Source organism: Lysobacter sp. F60174L2 (assembly GCF_052547135.1).
Window position 1 is genome coordinate 476,367 of record NZ_JBQWRA010000002.1, and the last position, 17,556, is coordinate 493,922.

General features: G+C 67.9%; 22 protein-coding genes. 15 read left to right on the forward strand and 7 right to left on the reverse strand.

From position 1 onward, the window contains the following. Nucleotides 1–7: 7 nt before the first annotated feature. Both ACT9AS_RS07295 and ACT9AS_RS07300 read left to right on the forward strand, forming a co-directional pair. Entirely contained in the window at nt 8–1,048 is a 1,041-nt protein-coding gene (locus ACT9AS_RS07295) for an LD-carboxypeptidase (protein WP_445099452.1), read from the forward strand. A gap of 78 nt (nt 1,049–1,126) precedes the next feature. After that, nucleotides 1,127–1,657 carry a hypothetical protein gene (locus tag ACT9AS_RS07300; RefSeq protein WP_445099453.1) on the forward strand — a complete coding sequence of 177 codons (531 nt, stop codon included), beginning with the start codon at nt 1,127–1,129 and terminating at the stop codon, nt 1,655–1,657. 10 nt (nt 1,658–1,667) lie between these two features. Here the strand turns inward: ACT9AS_RS07300 and ACT9AS_RS07305 are convergent, their stop codons facing one another. Beyond that, nucleotides 1,668–2,150 (reverse strand): pyridoxamine 5'-phosphate oxidase family protein, encoded by a 483-nt coding sequence (locus tag ACT9AS_RS07305; protein ID WP_445099454.1) that lies wholly within the window; start codon nt 2,148–2,150, stop codon nt 1,668–1,670. Between the two features lie 222 nt (nt 2,151–2,372). Continuing rightward, nucleotides 2,373–3,035, reverse strand: coding sequence for a glutathione S-transferase N-terminal domain-containing protein (locus tag ACT9AS_RS07310; RefSeq protein WP_445099455.1), 663 nt, complete (start codon nt 3,033–3,035; stop codon nt 2,373–2,375). 144 nt (nt 3,036–3,179) lie between these two features. On the opposite strand from ACT9AS_RS07310, the gene sigJ reads away from it, so the two are divergent. The 6 genes from sigJ to ACT9AS_RS07340 all read left to right on the forward strand — a co-directional run bounded on the left by sigJ (nt 3,180) and on the right by ACT9AS_RS07340 (nt 7,695). Then, nucleotides 3,180–4,079: an RNA polymerase sigma factor SigJ gene (gene sigJ / locus ACT9AS_RS07315; RefSeq protein WP_445099456.1), complete on the forward strand. Its 900-nt coding sequence runs from the start codon at nt 3,180–3,182 to the stop codon at nt 4,077–4,079. A gap of 40 nt (nt 4,080–4,119) precedes the next feature. Further along, nucleotides 4,120–4,581 (forward strand): carboxymuconolactone decarboxylase family protein, encoded by a 462-nt coding sequence (locus ACT9AS_RS07320; protein WP_445099457.1) that lies wholly within the window; start codon nt 4,120–4,122, stop codon nt 4,579–4,581. Between the two features lie 228 nt (nt 4,582–4,809). Beyond that, nucleotides 4,810–5,421, forward strand: coding sequence for an N-acetylmuramoyl-L-alanine amidase (locus tag ACT9AS_RS07325; RefSeq protein ID WP_445099458.1), 612 nt, complete (start codon nt 4,810–4,812; stop codon nt 5,419–5,421). A 2-nt stretch (nt 5,422–5,423) separates the two neighbouring features. Then, a complete protein-coding gene (locus tag ACT9AS_RS07330) occupies nt 5,424–5,843 on the forward strand; it encodes a hypothetical protein (RefSeq protein WP_445099459.1) in 420 nt (139 codons plus the stop codon). Between the two features lie 36 nt (nt 5,844–5,879). Then, nucleotides 5,880–6,434 carry a DUF3228 family protein gene (locus ACT9AS_RS07335; RefSeq protein ID WP_445099460.1) on the forward strand — a complete coding sequence of 185 codons (555 nt, stop codon included), beginning with the start codon at nt 5,880–5,882 and terminating at the stop codon, nt 6,432–6,434. 82 nt (nt 6,435–6,516) lie between these two features. Next, nucleotides 6,517–7,695, forward strand: coding sequence for a beta-eliminating lyase-related protein (locus ACT9AS_RS07340; RefSeq protein WP_445099461.1), 1,179 nt, complete (start codon nt 6,517–6,519; stop codon nt 7,693–7,695). Here the strand turns inward: ACT9AS_RS07340 and ACT9AS_RS07345 are convergent. Beyond that, entirely contained in the window at nt 7,677–8,816 is a 1,140-nt protein-coding gene (locus ACT9AS_RS07345; protein ID WP_445099462.1) for a P1 family peptidase, read from the reverse strand. The genes ACT9AS_RS07340 and ACT9AS_RS07345 overlap by 19 nt on opposite strands. Nucleotides 8,817–8,919: 103 nt before the next feature. Here ACT9AS_RS07345 and ACT9AS_RS07350 point away from each other — a divergent pair, with 103 nt between their 5' ends. Then, a complete protein-coding gene (locus tag ACT9AS_RS07350; protein WP_445099463.1) occupies nt 8,920–9,513 on the forward strand; it encodes a DUF6151 family protein in 594 nt (197 codons plus the stop codon). Between the two features lie 18 nt (nt 9,514–9,531). Here the strand turns inward: ACT9AS_RS07350 and ACT9AS_RS07355 are convergent, their stop codons facing one another. Beyond that, entirely contained in the window at nt 9,532–10,632 is a 1,101-nt protein-coding gene (locus ACT9AS_RS07355) for an FAD-dependent oxidoreductase (RefSeq protein ID WP_445099464.1), read from the reverse strand. A gap of 170 nt (nt 10,633–10,802) precedes the next feature. On the opposite strand from ACT9AS_RS07355, the gene ACT9AS_RS07360 reads away from it, so the two are divergent. From ACT9AS_RS07360 to ACT9AS_RS07370, 3 genes are all read left to right on the forward strand, one after another. Beyond that, the gene (locus ACT9AS_RS07360; protein ID WP_445099465.1) at nt 10,803–11,252 is read left to right on the forward strand and encodes an SRPBCC domain-containing protein; all 450 of its coding nucleotides are present in this window, start codon (nt 10,803–10,805) and stop codon (nt 11,250–11,252) included. Nucleotides 11,253–11,290: 38 nt separating this feature from the next. Next, nucleotides 11,291–12,211, forward strand: coding sequence for a drug/metabolite exporter YedA (gene yedA / locus ACT9AS_RS07365; RefSeq protein WP_445099466.1), 921 nt, complete (start codon nt 11,291–11,293; stop codon nt 12,209–12,211). A gap of 89 nt (nt 12,212–12,300) precedes the next feature. Then, on the forward strand, nt 12,301–13,215 hold the full coding sequence (locus ACT9AS_RS07370) for a M14 family metallopeptidase (RefSeq protein ID WP_445099467.1): 915 nt from the start codon (nt 12,301–12,303) through the stop codon (nt 13,213–13,215). An 18-nt stretch (nt 13,216–13,233) separates the two neighbouring features. On the opposite strand, the gene ACT9AS_RS07375 is transcribed toward ACT9AS_RS07370, so the two are convergent. Both ACT9AS_RS07375 and ACT9AS_RS07380 read right to left on the reverse strand, forming a co-directional pair. Continuing rightward, nucleotides 13,234–13,434 carry a helix-turn-helix domain-containing protein gene (locus ACT9AS_RS07375; RefSeq protein ID WP_445099468.1) on the reverse strand — a complete coding sequence of 67 codons (201 nt, stop codon included), beginning with the start codon at nt 13,432–13,434 and terminating at the stop codon, nt 13,234–13,236. 4 nt (nt 13,435–13,438) lie between these two features. Continuing rightward, entirely contained in the window at nt 13,439–13,867 is a 429-nt protein-coding gene (locus tag ACT9AS_RS07380; RefSeq protein ID WP_445099469.1) for a hypothetical protein, read from the reverse strand. Nucleotides 13,868–14,051: 184 nt separating this feature from the next. On the opposite strand from ACT9AS_RS07380, the gene ACT9AS_RS07385 reads away from it, so the two are divergent. The 3 genes from ACT9AS_RS07385 (at nt 14,052) to ACT9AS_RS07395 (ending at nt 16,854) form a co-directional block, all read left to right on the forward strand. Next, nucleotides 14,052–15,020: a glutaminase gene (locus ACT9AS_RS07385; RefSeq protein ID WP_445099470.1), complete on the forward strand. Its 969-nt coding sequence runs from the start codon at nt 14,052–14,054 to the stop codon at nt 15,018–15,020. 5 nt (nt 15,021–15,025) lie between these two features. After that, nucleotides 15,026–16,129, forward strand: coding sequence for a DUF1615 family protein (locus ACT9AS_RS07390; protein ID WP_445099471.1), 1,104 nt, complete (start codon nt 15,026–15,028; stop codon nt 16,127–16,129). Nucleotides 16,130–16,227: 98 nt separating this feature from the next. Beyond that, entirely contained in the window at nt 16,228–16,854 is a 627-nt protein-coding gene (locus tag ACT9AS_RS07395) for a glutathione S-transferase N-terminal domain-containing protein (RefSeq protein ID WP_445099472.1), read from the forward strand. Nucleotides 16,855–16,923: 69 nt separating this feature from the next. Here ACT9AS_RS07395 and ACT9AS_RS07400 read toward each other — a convergent pair whose 3' ends face one another. After that, nucleotides 16,924–17,511 (reverse strand): DUF1579 family protein, encoded by a 588-nt coding sequence (locus ACT9AS_RS07400; RefSeq protein WP_445099473.1) that lies wholly within the window; start codon nt 17,509–17,511, stop codon nt 16,924–16,926. Nucleotides 17,512–17,556 lie beyond the last annotated feature (45 nt).

Consider the following 17,556-nt stretch of genomic DNA (forward strand, 5'->3'; position numbering starts at 1 on the left):
TGATGGCATGCACAGGCGAGATTTCATCCAGGGCGCGGCACTGACGGCACTCCTTCCACTGGTGGGCAGCGGCGGCGGTGCGGTCGCGGCGCCGCGCGGACGATTGCTGCCGGTGCCGCTGAACCCCGGCGACACCGTAGCGCTGGTCAGCCCGTCCTCGGCCACCGACGAGCGGCTCAGCCTGCAACTCGCGGGCGAGGCGATGCAGGCGCTCGGATTCAAGGTCAAGACCGGTGCGCACTACGCGGCGCGGCGCGGCAGCCTGGCCGGCACCGACGCCGAGCGCGCCGGCGACCTCAACACGATGTTCGCCGACCCCGAGGTCAAGGCCATCATCTGCGTCCGTGGCGGCTCCGGCGCCGCGCGGCTGCTTCCGCTGCTGGACTACGACGCGATCCGCGCCAACCCCAAGGTGCTGCTGGGGTACTCCGACATCACCGCGCTGCACAACGCCATCCTGTCGCAGGCGGGGCTGGTGACCTTCCACGGGCCGATCGGCGCGGGCAGCTGGAACGCCTTCAACGTCGACCAGTTCCGGCGGCTGTTCTTCGAGCGCGAGCTGATGGTCTACAAAAACGTGGTCGATGCCGGCGACGAACTGGTGCCGCGCAAGAACCGCACGCTGACCATCACCGGCGGCAAGGCAAGCGGCGAGCTGGTCGGCGGCAACCTGTCGGTTCTGGTGGGGCTGGCCGGGTCGCGCTACCTGCCGGACTTCGACGGGCGGATCCTGTTCCTGGAGGACGTGGAGGAGGCGCCATACCGGGTCGACCGCATGCTCACCACCTTGAAGCTGATGGGCGCGCTGGACCGTATCGCCGGCTTCATCTTTGGCGACTGCACCGACTGCGATCCGGGCGAAGGGTACGGCTCGCTGACGCTCGACCAGATCTTCGACGACCACATCAAGCCGTTGGGCATACCTGCCTACCGCGGCGCGATGATCGGGCATCTGCGCGAGCAGTTCATCCTGCCGCACGGCGGGCAGGTGGAGATGGATGCCGATGCGGGAACGTTCCGCATGCTGGAGCCCGTGTTCCAGCAGTGACCGGGCGGCCGGCTCCGCTCACACCACCAGCACCGCCGCATTGCGACGCTCTCCACCATCCACCCGTGGAGAGCCGTCATGTCCGAAACCCTCATCACCGACGAGTTGAGCAACAGCAAGGTCGCGGCGGTGTTCGCCGACGCCGGGCGGGCGCATGACGCCGCCCGGGACGTGGCGGCGGCGCTGTCGCTGGACGCGGCGCAGGTCAAGGTCATCAGCCCGGTCGAGCCGAATCCCGGGCGCAAGCTGGAGCCGGAGAGCGGCGGCATTTGGCGCACCATCGTCACCGCCCACATCAAGCTGGGCATCCTTGGCGCAGTGGCCGGGCTGGTGGCGTTCGCGGTGATGCATGGCATGGGGATCCGCTACATCACCAGCTCGCCGGTGGCGGCGGGGCTGGTGCTGCTGTTCTTCGGCGCGGTCGGCGGGCTGTTCCTCGGCGGGCTGGTGTCGCTGCGACCGGACCACGACCCCTACGTGCTGGCCGCGCGCGACGCGATGGACAGCGGCCGGACCACGGTGGTGGTGCATGCGTTCACCGCGGCCCAGGCCGACGAGGCCGCGGAATACCTGCGCGGGCAGGGCGGTGAAGTGACTTCGACGTTGTAGGACGAAGTCGTCAGCGCAGGTCCACGTCGCCGACCTTGTCGTCGTAGCTCTTCTTCGGGTCCACGCCCACCAGCAGCTTCACGCCCGCCAGCAGGCTGTTCTCGTTGAGCCACACGTGGGCATCGGCGGCGTCCATGCGCAGCAGGCGCAGCTTGGGGTCGTCCTTGCCGTTCTCGAACCAGGCGGCGATGAACGGGTTCCAGAGGCGTTCGATCACCGCGCGGTCGTTGTCGACGACCACGTGCCCGCTGATGGTGGCGAACAGCTCATGGTCCTTGGCGGCAAACGTGGCGGTGGCGGCGTGGCCGCCGCTGCCCTCCAGCGACTGCGCGAGCTCGGTGTCGCTTGCGGTGAAGAACCACAGTGGAGTGCGGTCGTCCTCGGCCAGCGCGGTCATTGGCCGCGGCTCGATGCCGGTGGCGCCAAGCATCACGGTGCGGTCGTCGCCGATTGCCTTCCAGAGCCTGGCTTCGAGTTCACGGGTATCGGTCATCGCGGTCTCCTGGGGAACGAGGGTAGGTGCGAGGGCCTGCAGGTGTAACGTCCCGGGCGTGATGGGGTCGCCAAAAGGGCGATGTTTCAGGCACCGCGGTTCCGCCGTGGGTGTCCGGTCATGGCCGGCCCGGGCGCTCCTCACGCCGGAAGACAAGCGCGCGATCTTTTACGACAACGCGGCGCGGTTCCTGCGGGTGGATCGCAGTACGCCCGGGGGCGGTCAATCCCGGTCCGGTGCACCCAGCGGGAAGTACGAGCGATAGGGCCGTGCTTCGTCCACGGCGCGCTTGAACGACGGGCGGGCGAGCAGTCGTTGGCGATAGGCGTGGACGTGGGTGAAACCGGAGTCGATCGGATGGGTCCAGTCGGCGTAGAAAAGGAATGGTGCGGCGCCGCAGTCGGCCAGTGAGAACGCCTCGCCGGCGGCCCATTCGCGCGTCGCCATGCGCTGGTCCAGCCATGCGTAGGCGATGTCGAGCATCGCGCGGGCGTCATCCACCCCGCGCGGGTCGCGCTCGGCTTCGGGCCGCATGCGGTCGAAGACGACCTTCTGTTGCGGGGTGGAGATGTAGTTGTCGAAGAAGCGGTCGAGCATCCGCACTTCGAGGGCGGTGTCGCGATCGGCCGGGACCAGCTTCACCGGCCCGGCGTGGTGCAGGTCGAGGTACTCGATGATGCAGGTGGCCTCGATCACCGTGCGGTCGCCATCGACCAGCACCGGGAAGCGGCGCATCGGCCACAACGCCGCCAGTTCCTCGTTGGCCTGGGGGTCTTCCAGGTTGCGGTAGTCGAACGGGACCTGGTTCTCGTACAGCGCGACCAGTGCCTTCTGGCTGTATGACGAGAACGGGTGGGCGTACAGGCGGGGGAGGGCGGTGGGCATGCGGGGCTCCGGGTGGGTTTGCCTGTACGACGAACGGGGGCGGCGCGGTTCGACACGATGGCTTACGGTGGACAGAGTCAGGTTGGCTGTCACGGATCCGTCCGCCCGTGCGTCCTGGCCATGTGTTGACCGAGAATCCAACCCATGGACCCCGCCACCGCCCTGTTCGAACACCACCGCTCTCGCCTCTTCGGCCTGGCCTATCGCATGCTCGGCACGCCCGCCGATGCCGAGGACGTACTGCACGACGCCTGGCTGCGCCTGCATGCGCAGGACCTGGCCACGCTCGACGATCCGGAGGCCTGGCTGGTCACCGTGACCACCCGGCTGGCGCTGGACCGGCTGCGCCGCGCCAAGGCCGAGCGCGAGCACTACACCGGCCCGTGGCTGCCCGAACCGCTGGTGCCGGACACCGAGCACCCCGATGCGGCGCTCGAGCGCGGCGAGTCGTTGACCCTGTCGTTCCTGCTGCTGCTCGAACGGTTGAGTCCGGACGAACGCGCGGCATTCCTGCTGCGCGAGGTGTTCGACTACAGCCACGCCGAGGCAGCGGCGATCCTTGAGATCGGCGAGGACGCCTGCCGCCAGCGCGTGCATCGGGCGAAGACGCGCCTGCGCCAGGATCGACCGCGCTTCCACGTCGACGAGTCGGCGCAGCGACGGTTGCTGCAGCGTTTCGTCGCGGCGATGGCCGAGCCCACGCTCGATTCGTTGCGAGCGCTGTTTGCCGAGGATGCGGTCCATATAAGCGACGGCGGCGGCATCGCGCGTGCCACGCTGCGTCCGTTGCACGGCGCCGACCGGCTTGCGCAGTTGTACCTGCAGATCGGACGCAACCTGGGTGGGCCGGGCGTGCGTTACGAACTGGTCACCCTCAACGGCGCGCCGGCGCTGTTCCTGCGCGATGGCGACGCGCTGACCACGGCGATGTGGATCGAATGCGATGGCGAGCGCATCACCGCCATCCACGCGCTGCGCCACCCCGGCAAGCTGGCCCGGCTGCTGGCTGTCACGAAACCGGCGGCGTCCGCGTCCTTGCATTGAAGCGGCCGACTCCCGGCCGCCATTGCAAAGGAGTTCCCCCATGTCCCGTTTTTCCGTACAGCGCCACTACGCCGCCATGCAGCCGCTGATCGCACTCGGCCAGAGCGTCCACACCGCCGGCCGGCTGGAGCCCGCACTGATCGAACTGGTGCTGATGCGCGTGTCGCAGATCAATGGCTGCGCCTACTGCCTCGACATGCACAGCAAGGACGCCCGCGCCGCCGGTGAAACCGAACAGCGCCTGTACCTGCTGTCGGCGTGGCGCGAGACCAAGCTCTACAGCGAGCGCGAGCAGGTCGCCCTGGCCTGGGCCGAGGAGTTGACCGAACTGGCTTCCCACGAAGCGGTGTCCGATGCGCTGTATGACAGGGCGGCGCAGTTGTTCGAGGAAGCCGAACTGGTCGACCTGACGATGCTGGTGGTCGCGATCAACGGCTTCAACCGCATCAACGTGGCGGCGCGCACCGTCGGGGGCAGCTACAAGCCGGGCTCGCACGGATGAGTACGGATCGGTCGCGCCATGGTTGCCCGCGGAACACGTGTTCCTGAATTTGAGCAACCATGGCGCGTGCCGAAGGCAAACGTGGAACGCGGGCCTTGGACGGCTTGGCTATTTCTCTACCATCTAAGCCGTTCCAGTGATTCCCGGCCGGGGCTGACATCGCCGCCGGGATCGGCTAGCGTGCAACGATCCTGCAGGAGCAGGAATCGACACATCAAGGAGGATGGAATGCTGCGTATCGATCGGGACGGAATGGTGCTTGACCCGCGGGTTCGCGCGCGCCGCTTTGGCACGCTGGAGCGCGGGGCGATGGAGGTGGTCAACGGCATCATCGTGCACCAGACCGGCGGCGCCACCGCGCAATCGACGTTCAACAGTTATCAGAAGAGTCTCTTCGGCGCGCACTTTCTTGTCGACAAGGACGGCACCGTCTATCAGACGGCTTCGCTCTACAAGCGTACCAACCACGTCGGCCTGCTGCGGTCGCGCTGTCTGGCCCGACACAGTTGCGCGCCTGCGGAATTGAAGGCCCTGCACAAGGCCGCGCCGCGTACCGAGAACCGCATCGAGCAGCGCAAGTCCTTTCCTGATCGTTTCCCTGCCAACCGCGACAGCATCGGCATCGAACTGGTTGGCGAGTACAAGCCGAACCCCGACTTCGGCAAGGTACGTGGTGCGGATGAGTTCGTGTACGTACCGGTGACGGTGGACCAGAATTCCACGCTGCGCTGGTTGGTGTCGGAGCTTCGCGCGACGCTGAAGGTGGCTGCCGAAGAGGTCTACCGTCACCCTGTGGTGTCGTTCAAAACCTCCAGCGAAGCAGTGAGTGCATCATGGTGAGGTTGGGCGTTGTCGTGGTGCTGGTCCTGGGCGGCTGTACGTCGGCCGGATCGATCGAAGATGGCGGCGCGGTCCCGGGCATGCGCGGATTGGACCTCCCGGCGATCGAGCGGCTGACGATCACGGAAAACGGTGAGGGCTCGCCGACTGACACCAATCCACCGCGTGGCTGCCAGGGTTTCATGCTCGATGAGGCGCACGTCCGGCGTTTCATGGATGAGGCCGGCGAGGTTGACCAGCGCGCTTACATGCACACGCTGGACTGGTCGCCGTGCCACGCGCGCGGCCGGATCGATTTTGCCGACGGCCGCAGCGGTGTCTGGACCATCCGGCAGTTCCGGACCGGTTCGATCCTGTTCGATGACGGTGGCCAACTGTTCCTGTTCTGCCGGTCGTGCACCCGGGAACCATTTGCCCGGTAGCGGGATAATGCGGCCTCTCCCGCCCCGAGCCTAGGTATGTCCATCGTCCTCACCGATTTCGCCCGCTCCCGGCTGTTCCGCGAACAGCGCCGCAACACCATCCAGGACATCTCGCCCGAAGCGTTCGAGCAGCATCTCAACGACACCGCGCCGCTGAAGGTGCTGGATGGCTATGCGCCGTTCTGCAAGCTGCACGTGCATCGCAACTGGACTTCGACACGCTGCCTGGCGGTGCCGGTCACCGGTGACAACCGGCACCTTCTGCGGTCCGATTACGAGGCGCGCACCCGCGATGAACTGCCGGTGCTGGTGCGCTGGTTCGAAGGCCTGGAACCTCCAGTCGCCGACTACCTGGTCGTCATCCTCTACAGTCGCGATCAACTCGCGAAGGAAGGCACTGTCATCACCGCCGACTGGGGCGTGGTCGGCTGCATGTACACCGCCGAGCCGGAGGAAACGCCGATGGCACCGATCACGATGTTGCGCAATGCGCTCGGCGTGGAGGAGGGCGGTTCCGGGGTGCCGCTGGACCGCGATGCCTACCGCCGCAGCGTGGAGTTCTGGCGCACGCACGCCAACTGGCGGGGATAGATCGCCCATGGCAACCAATGTGCGGCGCGGGGCATCCAACATCCCTGCATAATCGATGCGGACACGCTTCCGGAGGATCGCCATGGACCGCCGCACCTTCCTGCAAGGCTCACTCGGCGCCACTGTCGCCGCAGTGGCATCGCGCGCCGCTTCCCAGACAGCCGCATCGCCGCTGGCGCCGTTGTCGCCCGCCCCATCCATCGATTCGCGCGAGGTCTGGCTCAACCGCGACACCGCGCCAACCGACGCGGCCGCGATGGCCAACCATTTGGCCACGCTGACGAAAGACCTTGGCGACAACGCGCTCGACCGCTATCTGGTGGACGGCGAGGTCGAGGCGCTGGAACGCGAGTTCGCGGCGCTGCTGGGCAAGGAGGACTGCGCGTTCCTTGCCACCGGAACCCTGGCCAACAATGTCGCGGTACGCGTCCTGTGTGGCGAGAACCGGCGCGCACTGGTCCAGCGCGAGAGCCATCTCTATCGCGACGAGGTCGATTCGGCCCAGCGGCTGTCGGGCATCAACCTGCTGCCGATGGCGCCGGATCGAGCCGTCCCGACCTTGGAGGAGGTGCGGGCGGCGATCGGCGCTTCGGAGAACGGGCAGTATCCGATGAGGATCGGGGCGGTCTCGCTGGAATCTCCGGTCCGTCGCGCCAACGGCGAGATGGTGCCGCTGGCGCGGGTGCGGGAGATCGCGGAACTGGCCCGGGCACACGGCACGCGGCTGCACCTGGACGGCGCGCGGCTGCTGTTGGCGCCACCGTCGTTCGACATGGACGCGTACGTGGCCGAGTTCGATACCGTCTATGTGTCGCTCTACAAATATCTCGGCGCGCCGTTTGGTGCGGTGCTTGCGGGCTCGAAGGCCGATATTGCCGAGGCCCGCGAACTGCGCCGGCTGTACGGCGGCAGCCTCTGGCAGGGCTGGATGCCGGCGATGCTGGCGCGCGACACGCTGCCCGGCTTCCGCGACCGCATCGTGCAGGCACACGGACATGCCGCGCAGCTCATCGCTGCCCTGGTCGCCACCGGCCGCGTGCGAGACCGCACTTCACCCGACGCATCCAACATCCACCTGCTCGAAATGCCGGAGGCGCTGGCAGAGGCGGCCTACCAGCGTGGTCGCAATGCCGGCATTCGGATGCGGCGCTGGCAGGAAGGTGTCGTTCCGCTGTTCGTCAACACCACCATCCTGCAACGGCCGGTGGAGGAGTACGTCGCGCTGTTCCGGGGGGAGGACGGTCAACGCGAAACCGGGTAGCCGCGCTGTTCCATGATCCGCAGGACCTCGTCTACCGGCAGCGCGGTGACCTCGTGGCCATCGCGGCCCACCATGGTCTCGGCGTGGAACAGCGAGTTGAGGATGGCCTCTTCGGTCGCTTCGACGGCGGCCATGAACAGCGGCGACATCGCGTCGTTGCGCAGGACGGCGGTGCGGCGCAGCGGCGCGTCGCTCTCGTACGGCACGCGCACCGACTCGTTGGCTGAAAAGGCGATCACGTAGTCGCCGCTGCCGTTGGATGCGATGCCGCCGGTGCGCGCCAGGCCCAGCATCGCGCGCTTCGCCAGCCGCTCCAGGTTGCGCGCGTCCAGTGGCGCGTCGGTGGCGACCACGATCATGCAGGAGCCGTCGGGCGAGTCGTTGAGCGCGTCGCTCAGGTAGTACTTGCCCAGCGCCTTGCCGACCGGCACGCCATCGACGCTCAACACGCCGCCGAAGTTGGTCTGCACCAGCACGCCCACCGTATGCCCGCCCAGATTCCCTGGCAGCTGCCGCGACGAGGTGCCGATGCCACCCTTGAAGCCGAACGCGACCGTCCCCGTGCCGGCGCCGACGTTGCCTTGTTCGACCTTGCCCCCGCTGGCGGCCTTGATGGCATCCAGCACATCGCGCCGGGTCACGTGGCGGCCGCGGATATCGTTGAGGTAGCCGTCGTTGGTTTCCCCGACCAGCGGGTTGACCGAGCGCACGTCGTCGTTTTCGGCGAACGAAAAGGTGTAGTCGATCAATGCGTCTGCCGCGACCGGCACGCCGAGGGTATTGGTCAGGATGATCGGGGTCTCGAGGTTGCCGAGCTCCTCGACCTGCGTGCTCCCGGCCAGTTTGCCGAACCCGTTGCCGACGTACACCGCGGCCGGGACCTTGCGCTGGAACACGTTGCCGGCATACGGCAGGATCGCGGTGACGCCGGTGCGGACATCGTCGCCGTCCACGAGGGTCTTGTGGCCGACCACCACGCCGGGCACGTCGGTGATCGCGTTCAACGGGCCGGGCTGCAGCACGCCGATGGCGATGCCGTGGTCGCGCAAACCCTTGTGCTGGGCGTGGGCAGGCATCCAGGCAGACAGCAGCAAGGCGGCGGCGAGCAGTCGAAAGGACATCGTGGTCTCCATGCGGCGGCGGGTGCCGACCGACGATAACCGGGTTCCGGTGGATCGGCATACCATGGTGGCATCGCGTCCAGGGCGCTACCCGGAGACCCCGATGGCCATCGCATTCCGTTGTCGCTGCGGCAAGCTCCAGGGCGAGATCGAGCCGGCTGCCGCCTACCTCCGCGCCGTCTGCTACTGCAGCGACTGCCAGGCCTTCGCCCGTGCGCTGGACCGCGAGCAGGACGCGCTCGACCCGAACGGCGGTACCGACGTCGTTGCCCTGCGTCCCGACGGCCTGCGCTTCACCGCGGGTCGCGAACAGGTGACCTGCCTGTCACTGAGTCCCAAGGGGCTGCTGCGCTGGCACTCGGCCTGCTGCCATACGCCGTTCGCCAACACGCCGCGGGAGCCGAAGCTGCCGTATGTCGGCGTGCTGGCCAGTTGCATGGCCGCCGGTCCCGAAGCGCTGGATGCGGCGTTCGGCCCGCGTCGCATCGCGCTGGGCACCGCCTCCGCGCGCGGCGAGGTTGCCGCCACGCCGGTGCGGACGACGCTGGGGGTGATGCGGGTCATGTGGGGCGTTTTGTTGGCCAAGCTCGGGCGCCGTCGCAGCAACCCGTTCTTCGATGCCGCCACCTCGCAACCGATCGTCGAGCCGCGGGTGCTGACGCGTGAGGAACGGGCGGAGGCCGGGCGGGTGCGATGACGTAGCGCCGAAGCCGCATCAGCACCTGCGCTTGTGGAAATACACCTGTTCGGCCGCCCAGCGCAGCGGCGGTGAATGCAGCAGCAGATCGAACGGCCAGTCGAACTGCAGGCGGTCGTAGGCCCAGCGCAGGGCGCGCTTGGCACGGAAGCGCGGGGCGGCCTCGATCGCGATCTGTTCGGGTGCGCGATCCCCGTCGCGCAGGTGAGCGGCGATCGCCCGGCCCACGCTCCAGCCGTGCTCCCACGCCGAGTGGATGCCACCCGCCGTCACCGGCGAGACGATGCCGGCGGCGTCGCCGACGAGGATGGCGCCGTCGCGGGCCATGTCGGCTACCGGACCGCTGCACGGGATCAGCCCCGCGCGGGTGTGTCCCGGCTTGAGGTGGCGTGGCAGCCCGCCCGCCGCACCGACGCGCAGCAGGAAGCCATCGATGTCCGGGACCCGCGCACGGGCCGGATCGTGACGCAGCGCGAGGCCCGCCTGAACGCCGGTCGGGCTCTGCGCGATCCAGCCGATGTAGCCGGGCGCATAGCGCTTGCTGATGAAACAGTGCAGCGCACCCGGGTGGGCGAGGGTGGCGCCGGGAAACTCGTACTCGATGCCGTAGAGGAACTGGCGTACCTCGCCCAGCCCGCAGCGCCTGGCGACCCGCGATCGTGCGCCATCGGCGCCGACCAGGTAGCGCGTGGTGCCGACGCCATCCACCTGCCATCCGTCCCCGCTGCGCCGCGCGTCGGTAAAGGCCGTGCCCAACCGCAGGTCCACGCCATTGGCGTGCATCTGAACGGCCAGCCAGCGCATCAGCGCCGGGGTGTCGGTGGTTAGGAAGTAGTAGCCCGGCGCAGCGAGGGCGACCTGCCTGAGGCTCGGCGCATACAGGCGCACTTCTTCGATGCGCCGCGTCATGGCTGCCGGCATCTGGTTGAGCAGCGTTTGCTCGGCGGCTTCCTTGACGATGATGCCGGTGGTGCGCAGCTTTTCGCCGGGATCGTGCTTGCGCTCCAGCACGCACACGCGCAGGCCACGCTGGGCCGCGGCGATGGCGCAGGCCGCACCGGCAAAGCTGGCGCCGACGATGACGGCATCGAAGGAGGGGGAGGGCGTCGCGTTGTGCATGGCGTTCCGGATCGGGGCGATGCCCGCAACCATGCGGCCGCGGCATGGGGCCACGATGGCGGGAATGTGAAGCGGGATTGAAGTCGGACGGACGCGATCGATGCTGTCGATTTCCGCGGCACCCGTTCGTCCTGTCAGGTGAGGGCTTCTCCTCGACAACGGGAACCGCCATGGCCACTGACAACACCGTTCGCCTTCACCGCGTGCTCAGCGCTCCGCCGGAACGCGTCTACCGCGCCTTCATCGACGCCGATGCCCTGGCCAAGTGGCTGCCGCCAAACGGTTTCACCTGCAAGGTCCACCAGCTCGACGCGCGGGTCGGCGGTACCTATCGCATGTCGTTCACCAACTTCTCCACCGGCAACGAGCAGGCCTTCGGCGGCACCTACCAGGAGCTTGTCTCGGGCGAACGCATCCGCTACACCGACCGCTTCGACGACCCAAACCTGCCCGGGGAGATGACCACCACCATCACGTTCAAGGCGGTGTCGTGCGGCACGGAACTGCAGGTGGTGCAGGAAAACCTGCCCGACGTGATCCCGGTCGAGGCGTGCTACCTGGGCTGGCAGCAGTCGCTGGTGTTGCTGGGCAAGCTGGTCGAGGCGGAAATTCCGGATTGAGGCGCGGATAATGCGGGACCACCACCCGGCGCGCCCCGATGTCCGATCCTTCTTCCTCCGTCACCGCGGCACTGCCGGTCCCACTGGCCGATCGCCTCGGCCCGCGCGTGCTGATCCCGCTGTCGCTGCTGACGCTCTACGTGGTCTGGGGGTCGACGTACCTCGGTATCCGCATCGCACTGGAGAGCTACCCGCCGTTCCTGCTGGCCGGGGTGCGGTTCATCGCCGCCGGGGTAGCGCTGTACGCGTTCCTGCGCTGGCGCGGGCACGCTCCGCCGACCTGGTTGCAATGGCGCAACGCGGCGATCACCGGTGTGCTGCTGCTCGGCTTCGGCAACGGGCTGGTGTGCTTTGCCGAGGAGCGGGTGAGTTCGGGTATCGCGGCGGTCGCGGTGTCGAGCATGCCGCTGTTCGCGGCGGCGTTCGGCGCCATGTACGGCCATTGGCCGACCCGGCGCGAGAGCGTCGGGCTGCTGGTCGGCTTTGCCGGCGTGGTCGTGCTCAACCTGGGCAGCGGTCTGTCGGGCGAGGTCATCGGCGCGATCGCGCTGTTGACCGCTGCGGCGTGCTGGGCGTTCGGCTCGGTCTGGAGCCGTCGGCAGGACATGCCCACCGGGCCGATGAACACCGCCGCGCAGATGCTGTGCGCCAGTGTCGCGCTGCTGGGTGTGGGCCTGGCCAGCGGCGAGACGCTGCCGTCCGAACCGACCGCGCGCGCGACGCTGGCGCTGGCCTACCTCGCCGTGTTCGGCTCGATCGTCGCCTTCAGCGCGTACCTCTACGTGCTCAAGCACGCGCGGCCGGCGGTGGCCACCAGCTACGCGTACGTAAACCCGCCGGTGGCGGTGCTGTTCGGCGTGTTGCTGGCGGGTGAGACGGTCGGCCCGTTCGACCTCGCCGGGATGGCGATCATCCTCGGTGGCGTGGCTGTGATCACGCTGGCGCGGAAGAAACGGTGACGACGGGCGTGGCCCGGATCGACTGGTCCATAGCCGGGTTCCGCCGATGCTAGAGTCCCCAGTCCCCGTATTCCTGCATGGCACGCGCAATGACGACTGACTCCATCTATCCCATCGGCACGCCCGGCACCCCCTGGGGGGCGGTGGAGAAAGCCGAATGGTTGTCCCGCCAGGTTCGCCAACGCAGCTACGCGGACGATGTGCTGACGGCGATCGACGGGCTGCGGGAGCGCTTCGATGTTTCGCAGTACGGCCAGCTGGATTACGCCGGCGAGCACTATCCGCTCTACGCCATCAGGAGTCGCGACTGGCGCGACGACCTGCCGGTGATGCTGGTCACCGGCGGTGTGCACGGTTACGAAACCAGTGGCGCGCACGGCGCGCTGCAGTTCGTCGACCGGCATGCGGCCGACTACGCAGGCCGCGCCAACCTGCTGGTCGCGCCCTGCGTGAGCCCGTGGGCGTATGAGCGCATCCACCGCTGGAACCCGCAGGCGATCGACCCGAACCGATCGTTCCACGCCGACAGCCCGGCGCGGGAGTCGGCCGCGTTGATGGCGCTGGTCGCGCCGTTGAAAGACCGCGTGCTGATGCACATCGACCTGCACGAAACCACCGACAGCGACGAGTCCGAGTTCCGCCCCGCGCTGGCCGCGCGCGACGGCAAGCCGTCCGAACCGGGCGAGATCCCCGACGGCTTCTACCTGGTCGACGACAGCGAGAACCCGCAACCGGCATTCCAGCAGGCGATCATCGAGGCGGTGACCAAGGTCACCCACATCGCCCCGGCCGACGCCAACGGCGAGATCATCGGTTCGAAAGTGGTGGCCCCGGGCGTGATCGAGTACCCGCTCAAGAAGCTGCACCTGTGCGCCGGCATCACCAATGCGCGCTACACCAGCACCACCGAGGTCTATCCGGACAGCCCGCGCGCGACGCCGCAGCAGTGCAACGACGCGCAGGTGGCCGCGGTACGGGCGGCGATCGATTTCGCGCTGGCCTGAGTCGACATCAACCGGCCGTCAGGCCGGTTTCCAGTGGAACACCTCGTCGACCCGCTTGCCGAACACGTGGGCGATGCGGAAGGCATGGTCCAGCGATGGGGCATAGCGGCCCTGTTCGATCGCGGCGATGGTCTGGCGGGTCAGCCCGACGCGCTCGCCGAGCTCGGCCTGGGTCATCTCCTGGGCGAGGAAACGCAGCAGGCGCACGTCGTTGGTCATCGACTCAGTGGGCAAAACGCGGCCCCCGGCGGTAGGCGCGCACGATCATCACGTTGCAGATCGTCTCGGTCAGCACGATCGAGAATAGCGCGGCGTTGGTGATTTCCCAGCCGGCCGCATCGAACGGCATCACCACGCCCACCAGGATCATCGCCGTCAGCATGACGAAGTAGGCGATCCGGGTCGCGCGGGCCTCGATCGCGCGGTCGCGATCGTCCGCGAACACCGCTTCGCTGCGTTCGGTGTGACGAAACATCAGCCAGCCGCCGAGGTAGACCAGCGCATGCACCGTGCCGACCACGGCCAGGCAGATGATGCGGTCCATGAACGTCGTCAACAGATGGGGGAACGCGATCTGGATCGCGAAATAGACCAGGTACGGCGGGACCACGCTGCAGATGTTCAACCAGGCGCGCTTTTCGAGTGGTGACATGGTCAGGTCCAGTGGTTAGCTATGGTGTACGTGATGTTAATCATAGCTAACACGGTGTCAAGAAATATTTTCAGGCTGGACCCGGCCTGCATCCCCTGCCCGCGCCGCCCCGCGGCCCGCCGGGGTGCTGCCAATCACGGTTCCAGCTGATAGCGTGGGCCGCCTTCTCCCACCGACCTGCGACATGCGCGAACGACTCCAGAACGAGCCCATTCAAAACCAGTTCGACATCAGCGGACTCGACCTGCCCGCCATCCTCGCCACCATCGAGCAGGAAGTCCGCGCGCGCTTCGGCGAGGGCGAGGTGGCCGACTACATCGACGCGCTGGCCCAGGTGCCACTGGACCGCTTCGGCATGGCGCTGGTCCTGCGCGACGGCACCATCCACGAGGTCGGCGAATCGCGCGAGCCGTTCTCGATCCAGAGCATCTCCAAGGTCCACACCCTGACGATGGCGCTGGATGCGGTCGGTGACGCGCTGTGGGAGCGGGTCGACCGCGAGCCGTCCGGCGACCCGTTCAACTCGTTGCTCCAGCTCGAGTACGAGAAGGGCATTCCTCGCAATCCCTTCATGAATGCCGGCGCGCTGGTGGTCGCCGACGTGATCCTGTCCAACTACGCCAAACCCGAGGAGGCGTTGTTGGAGTTCATGCGTGCCCGCTCGGGCAGCGCCGATGTCGGCGGCGACGATGTGGTGGCGAAATCCGAGCGCAAGAGTGGCTTCCGCAACATCGCCACCGCCAACTTCATCCGCAGCTACGGCAACATCGTCAACGACGTCGAAGCCGTGCTCGACTTCTACTTCCTGCAGTGCTCGCTGAGCATGAACTGCGTGGACCTGGCGCGCAGCGTGCAGTTCCTCTCGCACAGCGGCTTCTGCGACGTGTCAGGCAAGCGCGTGGTGAGCTGGGAACTGGCGACCCGGATCAACTCGCTGATGATGACCGCTGGCACCTACGATGCCGCCGGCGACTTCGCGTTCTACGTCGGCCTGCCGGCCAAGAGCGGCGTCGGCGGCGGCATCGTCGCGGTGGTGCCGCACGTCATGAGCCTGTGCGTCTGGTATCCGGGGCTGGACGACAAGGGCAACTCGATGCTCGGACGCTATGCGCTGCACCGGTTCGCGCAGCTGACCGGGTTGTCGGTGTTCTGATGGGGGTGCGCCTCGTCTCCCTCCATGCAAGCCTGCGCTGGGGCGCCACGCTCGGATTGCTGCTGGTGTTGGCCGGCTGCGCCACCGCGCCCCGGCCCTCCGGCCCCACGCCTGATTCGGTGCGCGACGACATCGCCCGTCGGATACCGGCCACGGTGAAAGACCGTGCGGGCTGGGCGGCGGATATCCAGGCCGCGTTCGCGGCGCAGGAAATCGAGGCGTACGAGGAAAACATCTGCGCGGTACTGGCGGTGATCGCGCAGGAATCCGGCTACAAGGCCGACCCGCCGGTGGCCAACCTGCCGGCGATCGCGCGGGCCGAGATCGAGCGGCGTGCGGCGGAGGTACACGTACCGAAGTTCATGGTGGGCGCCGCGCTGAAGGTGCGGTCGACCGATGGCCGCAGCTACGAGGAGCGGCTGCGCACGGTGCGTACCGAGCGCGAACTGAGCGGGCTGTATGGGGACCTGATCGGCCGCGTGCCGCTGGGCCAACGGCTGTTCGGCCGCTACAACCCGGTGCAGACCGGTGGGCCGATGCAGGTGTCGATCCCCTTCGCCGAGGCGCAGGCCGACGACTACCCCTACCGGTTCGACGGCAGCATCCGCGACGAGGTGTTCACCCGCCGCGGTGGCCTGTACTTCGGCATCGCCCATCTGCTGGGCTACACCACCCCGTACACGCGCAAGGTGCATCGTTTCGCCGACTTCAATGCCGGCTGGTACGCGAGCCGCAATGCCGCTTTCCAGAACGCGGTGGCGTTGGCCACGGGGCGCACGCTCGCGCTGGACGGTGACCTGCTGGCGCCCGGCGCGCCGCTGGAGCGGCCCGGGGAGACCGAGCGTGCAGTGCGTGAACTCGCGGGCGACCTGCGCATGGACGTGGCCGCCATCCGCCGCGAGCTGGAGCGGGGTGATCGGCTCGAGTTCAACGACAGCCCGTTGTTCCAGCGGGTGTTCGCGCTCGCCGAGTCGCGCGCGGGCAAGCCATTGCCACGGGCGATGATCCCCGGCATCACGTTGGACAGCCCCAAGATCCGTCGCGAGTTGACCACGGCGTGGTTCGCGACCCGGGTCGACGACCGCTACCGCCGCTGCATGGCACGTTGACCAGCGGGTCCGCGTTGCGCGAATCAATCAGGACGTGATCTGCCCTCTATGCACAGCAGGCTGGTCCTCCCAACCACACGACACGACAGGAGTTCCCCGTGACCGATTCTGCCGCACTGACCCTCTACCACCATCCGCACTCGCGGTCCGCCGGTGCCCGCGTGATGCTGGAGGAACTCGGCGTCGACTACCGCATCGAGCTGGTCAACCTGCAGGCCGGCGAGCAGCGCCGCCCGGAGTTCCTCGCGCTCAATCCGCTGGGCAAGCTGCCGACGCTGGTCGACGGCGACATCGTGGTGACCGAGCAGGTCGCGGTCTACCTGCACCTCGCCGACCGCTTCCCGGAGGCGGGGCTGGCGCCGGCGATCGGCGACCCCGCGCGCGGCGAGTACCTGCGCTGGATGGTCTATTACGCCTCGTGCTTCGAGCCGGCGGTGGTCGACCGCTCGCAGAAGCGCGAACCGGCGGAGCCGATGATCTCGCCGTACCGCGACTTCGACAGCATGCTGGCGGCGCTCGAGGCGCAGATCGCCAAGGGCCCGTGGGTGCTCGGCGAGCGATTCAGCGCCGCCGACGTGCTGTGGGGCACCGCGTTGAACTGGACCACCCAGTTCGGGCTGGTGCCGAAGAGCGAGGTGATCGAGCAGTACATCGAGCGCGCGAAGGCGCGCCCGGCGTTCCAGCGTGCGGCGGCAAAGGATGCGGAACTGCTGGCGACGGCCTAGGGTCGGCGTCGTCCAAAACCATCCGGCCCGCGATGAGCGCGGGCCGGATCGTTCAACCGTACGGAGGCCTCACCGCCTGGTGTAGGTCATCTCCATCATCTTGTGTTCCTTGCCGTCCGGTCCCGGCCCGTACATCTCGAACACCTCGACCGTCGGGCTGGTCCAATGCGTGGTCATGCGCGCGGAGACCTCCTGCTTGCTGACCGGGTCGTGCCAGCTGCCGGTGAAGCTGCATGCGCCGGCATCGTCGCAGGTGCCTTCGCTGACCATCAGCCCGGTCGACATGCTGTCGTTCCAGGTCGACCAGTACTTGCCGGTGACGTTGTCGTAGCCGGTCATGCCGTGGCCGGTGAAGGGCTGGCCGTGCATGGTCGCCTCGACCTTTTCGGTCATCACCCGGTCGCCGAGGATCATCGAGCGCACGGCGGTGCCGGTCTCGCTGGTCGGCGGTGCGTCGGGAGCCATCCAGCTCTTGATCGCCAGGTCGTAGGTGCCGGCGGTCTTCGCCAGTCCGGCGTGCTGTGGGCCGGGCGTTCCGGCCTGCTGGTAGGCCTGCATCATCGCCGCCTCTTCGGGCGACATCTCCGGCGGGGCGTCCTGGGCGAGGGCGGGGAGGGCGGTGGCGAGCGCCAGTGTGACTGCGAGCGTGCGGATCATCGGTTTCTCCTCTGGGGGTCGAAAAGCCGGATGGGACCTGTAGCG

Excerpts from the sequence above, each read along its gene's own strand:
- sigJ (WP_445099456.1), top strand. The coding sequence starts at position 3,180 with ATGGACCCCGCCACCGCCCTGTTCGAACACCACCGCTCTCGCCTCTTC.
- ACT9AS_RS07355 (WP_445099464.1), bottom strand. The coding sequence starts at position 10,632 with ATGCACAACGCGACGCCCTCCCCCTCCTTCGATGCCGTCATCGTCGGC.
- ACT9AS_RS07385 (WP_445099470.1), top strand. The coding sequence starts at position 14,052 with ATGCGCGAACGACTCCAGAACGAGCCCATTCAAAACCAGTTCGACATC.
- ACT9AS_RS07340 (WP_445099461.1), top strand. The coding sequence starts at position 6,517 with ATGGACCGCCGCACCTTCCTGCAAGGCTCACTCGGCGCCACTGTCGCC.
- ACT9AS_RS07350 (WP_445099463.1), top strand. The coding sequence starts at position 8,920 with ATGGCCATCGCATTCCGTTGTCGCTGCGGCAAGCTCCAGGGCGAGATC.
- ACT9AS_RS07320 (WP_445099457.1), top strand. The coding sequence starts at position 4,120 with ATGTCCCGTTTTTCCGTACAGCGCCACTACGCCGCCATGCAGCCGCTG.
- ACT9AS_RS07400 (WP_445099473.1), bottom strand. The coding sequence starts at position 17,511 with ATGATCCGCACGCTCGCAGTCACACTGGCGCTCGCCACCGCCCTCCCC.
- yedA (WP_445099466.1), top strand. The coding sequence starts at position 11,291 with ATGTCCGATCCTTCTTCCTCCGTCACCGCGGCACTGCCGGTCCCACTG.
- ACT9AS_RS07325 (WP_445099458.1), top strand. The coding sequence starts at position 4,810 with ATGCTGCGTATCGATCGGGACGGAATGGTGCTTGACCCGCGGGTTCGC.
- ACT9AS_RS07335 (WP_445099460.1), top strand. The coding sequence starts at position 5,880 with ATGTCCATCGTCCTCACCGATTTCGCCCGCTCCCGGCTGTTCCGCGAA.
- ACT9AS_RS07370 (WP_445099467.1), top strand. The coding sequence starts at position 12,301 with ATGACGACTGACTCCATCTATCCCATCGGCACGCCCGGCACCCCCTGG.
- ACT9AS_RS07345 (WP_445099462.1), bottom strand. The coding sequence starts at position 8,816 with ATGTCCTTTCGACTGCTCGCCGCCGCCTTGCTGCTGTCTGCCTGGATG.
- ACT9AS_RS07380 (WP_445099469.1), bottom strand. The coding sequence starts at position 13,867 with ATGTCACCACTCGAAAAGCGCGCCTGGTTGAACATCTGCAGCGTGGTC.
- ACT9AS_RS07360 (WP_445099465.1), top strand. The coding sequence starts at position 10,803 with ATGGCCACTGACAACACCGTTCGCCTTCACCGCGTGCTCAGCGCTCCG.
- ACT9AS_RS07300 (WP_445099453.1), top strand. The coding sequence starts at position 1,127 with ATGTCCGAAACCCTCATCACCGACGAGTTGAGCAACAGCAAGGTCGCG.
- ACT9AS_RS07310 (WP_445099455.1), bottom strand. The coding sequence starts at position 3,035 with ATGCCCACCGCCCTCCCCCGCCTGTACGCCCACCCGTTCTCGTCATAC.
- ACT9AS_RS07295 (WP_445099452.1), top strand. The coding sequence starts at position 8 with ATGCACAGGCGAGATTTCATCCAGGGCGCGGCACTGACGGCACTCCTT.
- ACT9AS_RS07375 (WP_445099468.1), bottom strand. The coding sequence starts at position 13,434 with ATGACCAACGACGTGCGCCTGCTGCGTTTCCTCGCCCAGGAGATGACC.
- ACT9AS_RS07305 (WP_445099454.1), bottom strand. The coding sequence starts at position 2,150 with ATGACCGATACCCGTGAACTCGAAGCCAGGCTCTGGAAGGCAATCGGC.